This is a genomic window from Tenacibaculum sp. SM2510, from assembly GCF_057002845.1.
The window spans coordinates 2,738,197-2,751,205 of sequence record NZ_CP192703.1 but is presented as its reverse complement, the minus strand read 5'-3'; the positions used below and the strand labels follow the sequence as shown (position 1 = coordinate 2,751,205).

General features: G+C 29.6%; 10 protein-coding genes. 7 read left to right on the top strand and 3 right to left on the bottom strand.

Going from position 1 to position 13,009, the window contains the following annotated elements; all coding sequences use genetic code 11:
- Nucleotides 1-26 precede the first annotated feature (26 nt).
- Together ACQ629_RS12515 and ACQ629_RS12510 are read right to left on the bottom strand one after the other, a co-directional pair.
- Nucleotides 27-2,429 carry a YfhO family protein gene (locus ACQ629_RS12515; RefSeq protein WP_483705452.1) on the bottom strand — a complete coding sequence of 801 codons (2,403 nt, stop codon included), beginning with the start codon at nt 2,427-2,429 and terminating at the stop codon, nt 27-29.
- Nucleotides 2,430-2,431: 2 nt separating this feature from the next.
- Nucleotides 2,432-2,710: a DUF4834 family protein gene (locus ACQ629_RS12510; RefSeq protein ID WP_483705450.1), complete on the bottom strand. Its 279-nt coding sequence runs from the start codon at nt 2,708-2,710 to the stop codon at nt 2,432-2,434.
- Nucleotides 2,711-2,847: 137 nt separating this feature from the next.
- Between ACQ629_RS12510 and ACQ629_RS12505 the strand changes: the two genes are divergently transcribed.
- The 7 genes from ACQ629_RS12505 (at nt 2,848) to ACQ629_RS12475 (ending at nt 10,107) form a co-directional block, all read left to right on the top strand.
- Nucleotides 2,848-4,230: a transporter gene (locus tag ACQ629_RS12505; RefSeq protein WP_483705448.1), complete on the top strand. Its 1,383-nt coding sequence runs from the start codon at nt 2,848-2,850 to the stop codon at nt 4,228-4,230.
- Nucleotides 4,231-4,248: 18 nt separating this feature from the next.
- Nucleotides 4,249-5,367 carry a GTP cyclohydrolase gene (locus ACQ629_RS12500; RefSeq protein WP_483705446.1) on the top strand — a complete coding sequence of 373 codons (1,119 nt, stop codon included), beginning with the start codon at nt 4,249-4,251 and terminating at the stop codon, nt 5,365-5,367.
- The gene (locus tag ACQ629_RS12495) at nt 5,367-6,077 is read left to right on the top strand and encodes a 16S rRNA (uracil(1498)-N(3))-methyltransferase (RefSeq protein ID WP_483705444.1); all 711 of its coding nucleotides are present in this window, start codon (nt 5,367-5,369) and stop codon (nt 6,075-6,077) included. The genes ACQ629_RS12500 and ACQ629_RS12495 overlap by 1 nt, the downstream gene beginning before the upstream one ends.
- A 37-nt stretch (nt 6,078-6,114) precedes the next feature.
- A complete protein-coding gene (locus ACQ629_RS12490; RefSeq protein WP_483705442.1) occupies nt 6,115-7,272 on the top strand; it encodes a helix-turn-helix domain-containing protein in 1,158 nt (385 codons plus the stop codon).
- Between the two features lie 251 nt (nt 7,273-7,523).
- Nucleotides 7,524-8,165, top strand: a complete 642-nt coding sequence (locus ACQ629_RS12485) for a DUF4159 domain-containing protein (RefSeq protein WP_483705440.1) — start codon at nt 7,524-7,526, stop codon at nt 8,163-8,165.
- Entirely contained in the window at nt 8,149-9,063 is a 915-nt protein-coding gene (locus ACQ629_RS12480; protein ID WP_483705438.1) for a bile acid:sodium symporter family protein, read from the top strand. The genes ACQ629_RS12485 and ACQ629_RS12480 overlap by 17 nt, the downstream gene beginning before the upstream one ends.
- A gap of 3 nt (nt 9,064-9,066) precedes the next feature.
- Nucleotides 9,067-10,107 (top strand): lysophospholipid acyltransferase family protein, encoded by a 1,041-nt coding sequence (locus tag ACQ629_RS12475; RefSeq protein ID WP_483705436.1) that lies wholly within the window; start codon nt 9,067-9,069, stop codon nt 10,105-10,107.
- Here the strand turns inward: ACQ629_RS12475 and ACQ629_RS12470 are convergent.
- Nucleotides 10,094-13,009 (bottom strand): serine hydrolase domain-containing protein, encoded by a 2,916-nt coding sequence (locus tag ACQ629_RS12470; RefSeq protein WP_483705434.1) that lies wholly within the window; start codon nt 13,007-13,009, stop codon nt 10,094-10,096. The two genes, ACQ629_RS12475 and ACQ629_RS12470, sit on opposite strands and share 14 nt — an antisense overlap.

The window sequence follows — 13,009 nt, the reverse complement described above, 5'->3', positions numbered from 1 at the left end:
TATTTAAAAAAAATTGAACTCTAAATTTATTTTTGCTGCTTCTTTTTACGAATTACAAACCAACCTATTGGGATTAGCAATAATAATGCATATGAAAATAACGTAATGATATTTCCTGTTCGTATTACTGTTGGTTCGTACTTGAATACAACTTCGTGTTTTCCTTTGGGTATATTCATACCTCTAAGTACATAATTTACACGAACATGGTTTGTTTTAATTCCGTCTACATAGGCATTCCATCCATCTTTATAATAGATTTCTGAAAATACAGCAAATTGATCTTCTACTGTATTTGTTTCATATACCAATGCTGTAATCTTATTCTCTACTAAAGATATGCTTGCTGTGCTGTCTTTTTTAAATATTAAAATAGCATCAGTTGCAATACTTTTAGCATTAATTACAGCCGTTGATTTCGTATTTAAACTATCTAAAGCTTGTATTTCTTCATTAGCTGAATTAACTATTTTTAAAAAATTAACAAACCATGCATTTCCGTTTGCATCGGTATTTTCTTGAAACTTATCTTCACCAACAATAACGTATTTTGCATTTAGCATATTTAATACGTTTATATTATTTTTTGCGATTTGATAATCAAACAATTCTTGATAACGCTTCATTTTCGCCGCGTGATAACCACCAATCGAATTATGAAAATACGATGTTCTACCATCTTGCATCGGGTTTCCACTAAAATTAGCTACACGATAATAACTTTTATCTTTTAAAATATCTTTATCTGCTTGAGTTGGTGTAAATGGTTTTAACACTCTCCTTGCCGATGTGAAATCTTCTTTATTTACATATTTAATATCCACCGAAACTAAATCGAAAAGAATTAAACTTCCTAAAATAATTAAAACTGGTACTTGTTTTAGTTTGCCTTTTACATAAAACCACAACAAAGCAGCTGCACCTAAAACTAATAAAAATGAGCGAACACTATCGTTAAATAACATTGCTTTTCTATCAGCAATTAAGGCATCTATTAATGTTGGTAATTCTTGATATTGGCTATCTCTTAATCCTTCAAAAGCAAATAAACCAGATCCGAATACCGCAAAACCTAAAGTAATTCCTCCTATTACATAAAATGCTTTTTTTAGGGCGTTTTCTTTTTCTTCGGATGTAACTTCTGATGAAAACAAATCTCGTAAAGCTATCATTCCCAATAAAGGCACACACAATTCTGCTATTACCTGAATAGATGAAACCGCTCTGAATTTATTATACAACGGCACATAATCAATAAAAAAGTTTGTGATTACTGAGAAATTTTTCCCCCAACTTAACATGATTGAAAAAATAGTAGCGGCTACTAACCAATTTCTTAAACGTCCTTTTACTAAGAAAACTCCTAAAAAGAATAAGAAAAATAAAATAGCACCAATATATGCGGGTGCTTCAACAATTGGTTGCGTTCCCCAATACGTTAAAACCTGACTTGAATAATCTTTGGCGACACTTTTACCTGCGTTTTTTTCTAAAACTTGATAAAAATTAGAGTCTTTCCCTAACTTCTCAACTGTTCCTCCTCCCATAAAACGAGGGATTATTAAGTTGAATGTTTCTGCAATTCCGTAACTATATTCGGTAATATATGATTTATCTAACCCTCTAGATTTTTCTTTTGGTGATCCGTCAGGAGTAATCGTTAATTCCGATTTTCCACGCGTACTAAAATCACTATATTCTTTCATTGATAATAATCGGGTAGAATTTACTCCCAAACCAATAAACATTGCAACTAATAATACCGCAGCTTGTTTCGCGAATACTGGTAATGTTTTGGTTTTAAAAGCTTCAATAAACTCTACAATTGCCAATATCAACAAACAAAAACCTAAATAATAAGTCATCTGTGGGTGGTTTGTATATACTTCTAAAGCCATTGCTAAGGCTGTAATTACAAAACCGACCAAATATCGTTTTCTAAAAATATATAAAACTCCGGCTATTACCATTGGCATATAACCAATCGCATGTGCTTTTGCATTGTGACCTGCTCCGAAAATAATAATCAAATATGTAGAAAACCCAAAGGATAAACTTCCTAAAATGGCAAGTTTCCAATCCACTTTTAAAGCTGTTAGTAACAAGAAAAATCCTAAGAAATATAAAAATAAGTAATCTGCTGGCCGTGGTAAAAAACGAATCGCTTTATCAATATAACGCACAAAATCATTCGGATAATACGCACTAACCTGGTACGCAGGCATACCGCTAAAAGCATTCCCTAGCCAATAAGGTTCTTCGCTATTGGCAATTCTATAGTCTTTAACCTCTTTCGACATTCCTATAAACTGCGTAATGTCACTCTGTTTTATTTTTTTTCCGCTTAAAACAGGATTAAAATATAGCAGCGATATAATTGCAAAAACAACAATTGTTATCGCATACGGAATCATTTTTTTATAATTCATGCTTAGTCTATTTCTTCAAAATCAACATACTCGCCTACCGAGTTATTGCTTTGTTTTGTGTCTTGTGGTTTTTTATCTACAACAGTTTTTCCTTCATCAACAGTACTTTCTTGCTGATTATTATATTGTTGTGCTGCTTTTTTCTGAACTTTATCTACCGCTTTTTTTAATAAATAAGGGGCAAATAACTTTACAAGAAATTTTAGCACGTAATAAACAAGAATAATTATTAATATGGTTCTTAAAAAATTCATAGGTCCAGCTTCATTTATATGTGTCATCTTAACTTTTAATAAAAAATTAATCAAAAATAACAATTTGAAGCAAAACGAAGCGTTAAGACTTTACAAAACTTATATTATATAGTAATTTGTATTTTATGTATGTTTGTACTAATTGTATTAACTGAATTTACAACATGATTAAGAAACTTCTTTTGTTTATTGCTTTTTTTTCAACCTTGGTTGTAAATGCCCAATACACAACGGTTATAAACTCTAACCGCCCTGGGTTTTCTGAAAGTCCGTACAGTGTAGGTTCTGGCGTATATCAGTTTGAAACTAATTTATTTTTTAGAAAAACGAACGCAACTCCTACTTTTAGTAATCCAGATGCTTTTGGTTTAAACCTATTATTTAGAACGAGTTTTTTTACTGAAAGATTAGAATTCAATTTAAATACAAGTCTGCAAAGAGATAAAATTGCTTTTAAGAACCTATTTGAATCTTCTTACAACGAGGTTGGATTCGGAAACTTAACATTAGGTGCTAAATATTTAATTTATGCGCCAAAATACAATGACAAGAAAAAAGAAATTAGAAGTTGGAGAGCAAGACATTCTTTTGATTACAAAAGATGGATTCCACACATCGGAGCTTATGTTGGATTAAATTTCGGTAGCATACTAAATCAACCTTATAAAGAAGGAGGTATGAGTCCGAAAGTTGGATTACTGCTTCAAAATGAATTTTCTAGTAAATTAAATGTAGTTACAAATATTTACTACGATAATATAGGAACCGATTTCACAGAGTTGTCTTACATAATTACGGGTACCTATAATTTTAATGATTTTTGGTCTGGATTTGCTGAGTGGCAAGATACTTTCGAAAAATACGAACGAAAAAACAATATTGGTGCTGGTGCTGCATACCTTTTTAATAAAAACATGCAATTTAACGCGACTGTTAGAAGTAATTTTAATCAAGATGAAATAGGTTTTTCAACAAGTGTAGGTGTTTCTTATAGGTTAGACAGGCATCGTGATAACTTCCTAGAAGTAGATGAGTTTGGAAATAAAATTGAAGAACAAAAATCTACCAGGTACACTCAAAACAAAGGTTTCTTTGGTCGTTTATTTGATAAAATAAAAGGAGTCTTTAAAAAGAAAGACAAACAGACTATAACCTTAAAAGAAGGAGATAAAGAGGAAAAAATAACTATCGAGAAGCCAAAGAGAGAGCGATCTAAATCTTTAATTGATGTTATTGTTAAAGAAGATATTAAACAAAAGAAAAAAACAACAAAAGCTGAAAAGAAAACTGCAAAAAAAGCAGTAAAAAAAGCGGAAAAAGACGTTAAAAACAAAGAAAAAGAACGTTTAAAGCTCGAGAAAGAGATAAAAAAGCTAGAAGAAAAAGAAGCTAAGGATAAAGAGAAAGAGCGTCTTAAGCTCGAAAAAGAAGCTATAAAAGAAACGAAACGCAAAGAAGAAGAACGCTTAAAGTTAGAAAAGGAAATAAAAAAACTAGAAGAAGATATAAAGAAGGAAGAAGAAAAAGAGCAAAAGAAGGACAATTAAAAATCTTACATTTGCTGTATGATTAAAATTAAAGAAATAACATCAAAAAAGGAAATGAAACAATTTGTTAAATTTCCTTTTTCTCTTTATAAGAATAATAAAAACTGGGTTCCACCTATTATTAGTGATGAGATTGACAATTTTGACCCAAACAAAAATCCTGTTTTTGAAAACGCAAAAGCTAATTTTTATATAGCTTTAAGAGATGAACAAATTGTAGGAAGAGTTGTTGCTATTATAAACACTTATGAAGTAGAAAAACAACACATTAAAAAAATACGATTCGGTTGGTTTGATGTTATTGATGATGTAAAAGTTACGGAAGCTTTACTAAATAAAGTTAAAGAAATAGGCCGAGAGAACAACCTAACATACATGGAAGGTCCTGTTGGTTTTAACAATTTAGATAAAACCGGAGTACTTGTTGATGGCTTTGACCATATTGGTACCATGATTACTTGGTATAATCACCCTTATTATTCGAAACATTTTGAGCAATTAGGATTAAAGAAAGAAAAGGAATATTTGGAAAATAAATTTCTTTTTAAAAATGTAGATGCTGTAAAGTACGGAAAAGCAAGTAACATCATTCAAAGAAGATACGGTTTAAAACCGTTAGACTTTACTTCAACCAAAGCTATAATGCCTTATGTTGATGAAATGTTTGAATTGTTTAGCAAAGCCTATTCAAAACTATCAACATATGTACCTATTTCTGATGCACAAGTAACTCATTTTAAAGAAAAATACATCAGCTTTATCAATCCTGAATACATAAAATTTGTGGTAGATAAAGATGATAAACTAGTTGCTTTTGCCATTGTAATGCCTTCTTTTTCTACAGCATTGCAAAAAGCAAAAGGCAAACTTTTTCCTTTCGGCCTTTTTCATTTATTAAACGCTAGAAAAAACTCAAAAGACGTTACCTTTTACTTAATAGGTGTAACTCCCGAATATCAAAACAAAGGTGTTTTTGCTATTATATTTAAACAATATTGTGATACTTTTTCTAAAAAAGGAATCGTAAATTGTATTAGAACTCCAGAGTTAGAGGATAATACTGCCATTCATCAAATATGGAAAGACTTTAATCCAACTACACATAAAAGAAGAAGAACTTATAAGCTAGATTTATAATGCAATTATTTTTTAATCCAGACATAACTATAGATACCGAACAAATTACTTTCGAAAAAGAAGAAAGTAGACATATTATTCGTGTATTAAGAAAAAAAGAAGGCGATATACTACACATAACAAACGGTAATGGTTTTTTATTTTCTGTAGAAATAACAATTGCCAGTGACAAGAAGTGTCTTGCTACGGTTATCAAAAAAGAAGAAAAACTAAATAATAGAGATTACTATTTACATGTAGCCATTGCTCCTACTAAAAACAATGACCGTTTGGAATGGTTTTTAGAAAAAGCTACTGAAATTGGTGTTGATGAAATTACGCCAATTATTTGTGATAATTCTGAAAGAAAAATAGTTAAGATTGAGCGATTATCTAAAATTGTACAATCAGCCATGAAACAATCACTACAATTTACTTTACCAAAACTTAACGACCCTGTAAAATTTTCAACTTTTATACAACAAGATTTTACAGCACAATTATTCATAGCACATTGCGAAGAAAAAAAAGAAGAAAATTTATTAAAAGATATTGCTTCTAAAAACGCTAAATACACCGTTTTAATTGGCCCTGAAGGTGATTTTTCTGCAAAAGAAATAGAAAAAGCCTTGTCATTAAAATTTGTTCCTATTTCATTAGGCAAAAATCGTCTTCGTACCGAAACAGCAGGTTTAAATGTAGTACAGAATATGGCTTTTATAAATCAATAATTCTTTTTTGTATATTTAAATTTTAAAATTACTACTATTGAATATTACAGATTTATTTAACCTCTTTTTAATTGTTAGTGCCTTGCATGGATTTTCTTTTTGTGTCATTCTTTTCTGCTCAAAAAACGGAAGAGATAAAAGCATGCTTTATTTAAACCTATTGATACTTGCTATTTCTTTAAATAATATTCAATCTTGGGCTTTAGAAAGAAATTTATTTCAACATAAGTTTTCATTAGACTACTTACAAATACCTTGGCATTTTTTAGCAATGCCTTTTTTATATATGTTTTTAATAAACTATTTAAGTTTATCTAAAAAATTTTATAATATATTAAAGATTATGCTGCCATTATTTTTAATAATAATAGCAGCCCAAATTACTTTTGTTATCAACTATAGCGAATCTCCTTCACCAGAAAAGTTAAACTATATTTATGAACGTTACACTTCTTTTGAAGAAATGTTTAGCTTGTTTACTTCTTTAAGTATTTTCATATATTCATTTTATACCCTTTATAAAAAAGAAAAACTTTTTACTAAAATATTATCTTTTGATAATTTAAAATGGATACATACATTTTTTCAGCTTACTGCTATTGGTTATATCTTATGGATACTTGCTTTAATTGTTAAGGTAAATATGAATTTTACAGGTTTTATATTTTCATACTACCCGCTTAGAGCATACACTACTATTCTTATTTACTGGCTAGGATATCAGGGTTTTAGACAAATAAGAATATTAAAAGAACGCAAACATATTAGAAAATCATTATTAATTAACTTGAACAATGATGTTCTTGAAATTATTAATTTAAATTCTGAAGATGTATCTTCAGAAAAGCATAAAGAACAATTTATAGAAATAGATGCTTTTATTGATAAGAAAAAGAAATATTTATTATCAAAATATACGTTACAGAACCTATCAAAAGACACCAAATTAAGCTCTAGTACTCTTTCTTTAATTATTAACAACATTACTGGCAAGTCTTTTACTGATTATCTCAATAAAAAAAGAGTTAACCAAGCTAAATTACTTTTATTGGATGCTGACTATTCGAAATACACCATAACCTCAATAGGACTAGAATCTGGGTTCAACTCTAAATCAACATTTTACACCGTATTTAAAAAACATACAGGCTATACCCCTGTTAAGTTTAAAGAGTCTGAAATAACATTAATTTAACATAAAAACCTATATAAATAAGTTCGAAATCATCCAGTTTGGATGATTTCGAACTCCGTTTTTTATATATTAAATTATATTTGTTTTAGATATGTGATTTTAGAACTTAAAATTTTTGAAGGGGTTTTATTTTCACGATGATCATATCAAAAACATATTGAGGTAATTCTCATACATGAAAAAGAAAAAGAAACACCAATAGCAATATTGGTGTTTTTTATTATATTGCTGTTTAAATACTAAATTGTTAGATGAAAAAGACAATCGCTTTTATTTCTATTTTTTATTGTTCGATTATATTTTCACAACAAGTTGCTGTTTTAAAATACAAAGGTGGTGGCGATTGGTATGCCAACCCTACTTCGATACCCAATTTAATTCAATTTACGAATTCTAACACAAATACACTTATTAATACCAAAGTTAAAACTGTAACATTAGATGACGATGCTTTAAATAACCACCCTATCATTTTCATGACAGGTCATGGCAATATTTTTTTCACCAATGATGAAGTCATAAATCTTAAAAATTATTTAACATCAGGTGGTTTTATACATATATCAGACAATTATGGTTTAGATATATATATAAGAAGGGAATTGGCTAAAGTTTTTCCAAAAAGTGAGCTTCAAGAAATTCCCAATAACCACCCAATCTACCATCAAACATTTTCTTTCCCCAAGGGTTTACCTAAAATTCATGAACATAATAAAAAACCACCTCAAGGTTTTGGTCTTTTTCACAAAGGTCGATTAATTGTTTTTTACGATTATGAAAGTGATTTAAATGATGGTTGGGAAGATGCTGAAATTCATAATAACCCAGAAAAAACGAGGTTAAAAGCTTTAAGAATGGGGTCTAACATTATAGAATATGCTTTTAAAAATTAATGATATACAAATAGACAGCATAAAAATAAACTTTGATACTGAAGGGTTATGGCTTTTAAATATTGCTATTGCCATAATTATGTTTGGTGTTGCCTTAGGTATAAAAATTAAAGATTTTAAACGTCTTTTAAAAAAGCCTAAAATTGTTTTTGTAGGTGTATTTTCTCAGTTTATACTATTACCTGCTGCTACTTTTTTAGCGATTATTTTAATACAGCCACACCCTAGTTTTGCTCTAGGAATGATGATGATAGCGGCTTGTCCAGGAGGAAATGTTTCAAATTTTTTTAGTAAAATGGCTGGTGGTAACGCTGCTTTATCTGTAAGCTTAACAGCTTTTGCAACTATTATATGTATTGTAATGACTCCTATAAACTTACACTTTTGGGGAAGTTTATATGAACCTACACATTCTATTTTAAAAACGGTAGAATTAAATCCGTTTGAATTATTTAAGCTTGTTTTATTAATTTTGGGTATCCCTTTAATATTAGGAATGCTTATAAAGCACTATCATGATGAAATGGCAAGCAAGATGGAGAAAGTCTTAAAACCTCTTTCTATGACGGTATTTATTCTTTTAATTGTAATTGCTTTCTCTCAGAATTTAACCATTTTTACGAAGTATATTCATCATGTATTATTTTTAGTTGTTTTTCATAACATTTTAGCATATATACTTGGTTTCACTACTGCCAAAATTTTTGGTCTAAACAAAGCCGACTCTAAAACTATAGCGATAGAAACTGGAATTCAGAATGGCGGATTAGGCTTATTATTAATATTTGGATTCTTTGAAGGTTTAGGTGGAATGGCCTTATTAGCTGCCTTTTGGGGTATTTGGGATGTTTTCTCTGGAATGCTATTAGCTACATATTGGGGGAGAAAAAAACAATAACGAATGAAATTTTTATTATACTATTTTTTAAAAATCTATATTAGAATCGGTTTATTTTTTTACGCTAAAAAGATAACTGTATTAGGAGAAAATAATATTCCTAAAAAAGGAGCAATTTTGTTTGTTGCCAACCACCCAAATGCATTAATAGACCCCTTATTAATAGCCACAAATACAAAGAGAAAAATTTATTTTTTAGTAAGAGCTGCGGTTTTTAAAAAAAAAATGATTGCCAAAATTTTAAATTCAATTGGCTTAATGCCTATCTATCGCATAAGAGACGGTATTAAACAATTATCTAAAAACGACGCCATTTTTAATGAATGCCAAGAGCTTTTAAAAAACAAAAAAACTTTGTTAATATTTCCTGAAGGAAGTCATAACAGAAAACGAACAATTAGACCTTTAAGTAAAGGCTTTACACGAATAATATATGGAGCGCTAGAAAAGTATCCTGATTTAAAAATTCATATTGTTCCGGTTGGCATTACTTATCAAAACTCCTCTAACTTCCCTTTAAAAGTTGCTCTTATTTTTGGAAAACCTATTCTCGCTAATGATTTTTATACTACAGAAGATAAAAATAGCCTAATAAAAGAATTAAAAAACCAAATTAGCGATCAATTAAAAACACTAACTGTACATATTGATGATGATGAGAATTATAGCAATATAACAACTGCGTTAAATAAAACAACGATAGATTTTACAGACGTAAATAATAGCAATAGTATTATAAAAAAAGGTGAATATCCAACAAAAGAGAAACATAAAAAAAATAAAAAAATATTATTACTCTTAATTATAATAAATAGCTTAATTCCTTATTTAATATGGAAATCACTAAGTAAAAAAATTCAAGAAATTGAATTTACTGATACTTTTCGCTTTGCAGTAGGCATCACTTTATTTCCGTTTTCCTATGCACTAAACAGCTACATTATTTACCTATTTTTAAACTATAAAATAGCCCTAGCTTACTTTATATGTTCGTTTTTAATAGTTCTCTTATACACAAAAAAAACTCGCGCTACTGCAGGATAGCATTTTGAATATCTTGTTGAATTTTAGTACGCATATTGCTTTTAATTAAACCTCTATTATTCATATTAGGGTACACCCTGTTTGATAAGAAAACATATAATATACCCGAAGCAGGATCGACCCAAGTATACGTTCCGGTAAAGCCGCTATGACCAAAGCTTTTTTCAGAAACACATCCACAAGTTGCTTTAACTTTAGGGTTTAATTGAGGTTTATCAAACCCTAAACCTCTGCGAACCTCTTTGTCGGCATAATACCTTTTATTAAATTTATCAAGAGTTTCAGTTTTTAAATATTGATTTCCTCCATAAGTTCCTTTTTGCAAATACATCTGCATTATTTTAGCAACATCATTGGCATTCGAAAACAAACCTGCATGGCCTCCAACGCCTCCCAACATTGCCGCACCCATATCATGTACATAACCATGTACTAATTGGTTTCTATAGTAATCATCTTTCTCGGTAGGTACTATTTCTTTTTTACTAAATTTCTGAAGGGGTAAATACGTCATTCTATCAGCTCCTAAGGATTTATAAAATTCTTCATCTACAAGTTTATTTAAAGGCATTCTATAATTTTTCTCTAGAATTTCTTTAAATATATAATACCCTAAATCACTGTACTTATACCCTACTCTTTCTCTTTGATCGGCATCAACGATATGTTTATATATTGTATCTCTATAAGACTTACTTAAAAATAATTTTTGCGCAACTTTTATAGTATACTTCCTTGTTCTTTTTTTTCTATAATACTTAAATGAATTTCTTCCCGTAGCCTCATCTATTGTATGCTTATAAAAAGGAATCCAAGAAGGTAGTCGACCATAATGAGATAGTATTTCTTTTAACAATAAGGTGTCTTTATTAGACTCCTTAAACCTTGGTAATACATCTCCTAAACTAGAAAATAAACTAATTTTTTTATTTTCCTCAGCTTTCATTATCATAGGTAAGGATGCTAATATTTTAGTTAAAGAAGCTAAATCATAAATATCAGAATTTTTAACTTCTCTATTTTTTAAAGAAGTATGATATCCAAAACTTTTATTGATAAAAACCTTTCCGTTTCGAGCTACTAAAATTTGCCCTCCAGGGGTCATTTTTTCATTTAAAATAGTATCAATTCTTTTGTTTATAATTGATATTTTTTCTGAAGACATTCCTGCTTCTTCCGGAATCGTATATTCTAGAACATTATTATCATTCAATAGAATTCCGTCTCCAGCTTTAAATTCATCTTTAATTGATACTGGCAATTTCCCTTTTATATCAAAAGCACCAAACAACGCTTGTGCCGAAAGTTCTTGTGCTAACTTACTGTTTTGATAAGAAACAACTATCGCTTCTATATTTGTAAATGATTTTAGTTTTAATAAACTATATGGACTTGCAAATACATCTAAAATAACTTTATTTGTTCTCGCTATTTCTTGTAGCCAAACCAACTCTTTATTTGAAAACTTATAACTCTTCCATGGATGATCATTCGATTTATGAAAACCGACAATAACTACATCGTATTTTGTTAATTTCTGCATCAAAACACTCAAGTGCTTATCAGAAACAGCTTCTATCTTTGCGTAATTCTTTAGCATTCCTAAAAAATCATCTCCTTTAGAATCTCCCAAAGAAACATAAGCTACTTTCTTATCTTTTAAGTTTCTAATAGGTAAAATAGTTGCTTGATTTTTTACTACAGTTATAGAGTTTTTAATCAACTTTCTATGTAAAACCTCATCATAAGGATTGTTTAAATCTTCTTGAAGATTGTCTAAAAAAAGAGGTCCATAATTATTTAGGCCAACTAAGTATTTTGCTTTTAATATTTTTTTTACGGAGTGATTTAATCGTTCTAATGTTAAATCGCCTTTTTCAATTGCTGCTTTTAATAATTTTATAGAGCCCGGAACATCTTGCGGAATTAACAGTAAATCGTTTCCTGCAAGAATTGCTGCTAAATCAATTTCTGCCGGAGTAGAATAATTGGCAGCACCTTTCATATTTAATCCATCTGTAATAACCAAGCCCTTAAAACCTAATTTTTGTTGTAACAAATCGGTAACTACACTTTTTGACAATGAAGTCGGTAATTTTTCGTTTTTTTCTAAAGATGGAATACTTAAGTGCGCCGTCATAACACTTGCAACACCTGCTTTAAATATTTTTTTAAACGGATATAACTCAATCGAGTCTATTCGTTGTTCGCTAAAATTAATAGTTGGTAATGTATGATGTGAATCTGTCGCTGTATCTCCATGACCAGGAAAATGTTTTGCATTTGCTAAAACATTAACACTTTGCATTCCTTGGCTAAAAGCAATTGCTTTTCTAGTAACATTTTCTTTATTTTCTCCGAAAGAACGATTTCCAATAATTGGATTATTCGGATTTGTATTTACATCTACTACAGGCGCAAAATTTATGTGAATTCCAACTCTTTTACAATGCTCGCCTATTCTTTTACCGGTTTCTCTTAACAACTCTTCATCTTCAATCGCTCCTAAAGCCATATTCCAAGGAAAACGATACGTATTTTTAAGACGCATATCTAAACCCCATTCCCCATCAAAACCTATTAATAATGGCACTTTAGATGCTCCTTGATACTTGTTATTTAAAATGACTTGTTTTTCTGGCGTTCCTTGCATAAAGATTAAGTTCCCTACATGATATTTAGTAATCATTTCGGTTATTGATTGTTCATGCTTTTTATCTTTATTCGAATAGGCTTGTATCATAAACAATTGTCCGATTTTTTCATCAATCGACATTGAGTTCATAATACTATCTACCCAAATATTTTGAGCTTCTGTATCTTTCGCCAAAAGCGGATCTATTTGTTGCGCATTTATAAGCTGAACAAAAACAATTCCTAAAAAAACTAGTCTCTTTTTCAT

Bases quoted from the DNA above. Each gene is read 5' to 3' on its own strand.
- ACQ629_RS12500 (WP_483705446.1), top strand. From the start codon at position 4,249: ATGATTAAAATTAAAGAAATAACATCAAAAAAGGAAATGAAACAATTT.
- ACQ629_RS12495 (WP_483705444.1), top strand. From the start codon at position 5,367: ATGCAATTATTTTTTAATCCAGACATAACTATAGATACCGAACAAATT.
- ACQ629_RS12485 (WP_483705440.1), top strand. From the start codon at position 7,524: ATGAAAAAGACAATCGCTTTTATTTCTATTTTTTATTGTTCGATTATA.
- ACQ629_RS12470 (WP_483705434.1), bottom strand. From the start codon at position 13,009: ATGAAAAAGAGACTAGTTTTTTTAGGAATTGTTTTTGTTCAGCTTATA.
- ACQ629_RS12475 (WP_483705436.1), top strand. From the start codon at position 9,067: ATGAAATTTTTATTATACTATTTTTTAAAAATCTATATTAGAATCGGT.
- ACQ629_RS12505 (WP_483705448.1), top strand. From the start codon at position 2,848: ATGATTAAGAAACTTCTTTTGTTTATTGCTTTTTTTTCAACCTTGGTT.
- ACQ629_RS12480 (WP_483705438.1), top strand. From the start codon at position 8,149: ATGCTTTTAAAAATTAATGATATACAAATAGACAGCATAAAAATAAAC.
- ACQ629_RS12515 (WP_483705452.1), bottom strand. From the start codon at position 2,429: ATGAATTATAAAAAAATGATTCCGTATGCGATAACAATTGTTGTTTTT.
- ACQ629_RS12510 (WP_483705450.1), bottom strand. From the start codon at position 2,710: ATGACACATATAAATGAAGCTGGACCTATGAATTTTTTAAGAACCATA.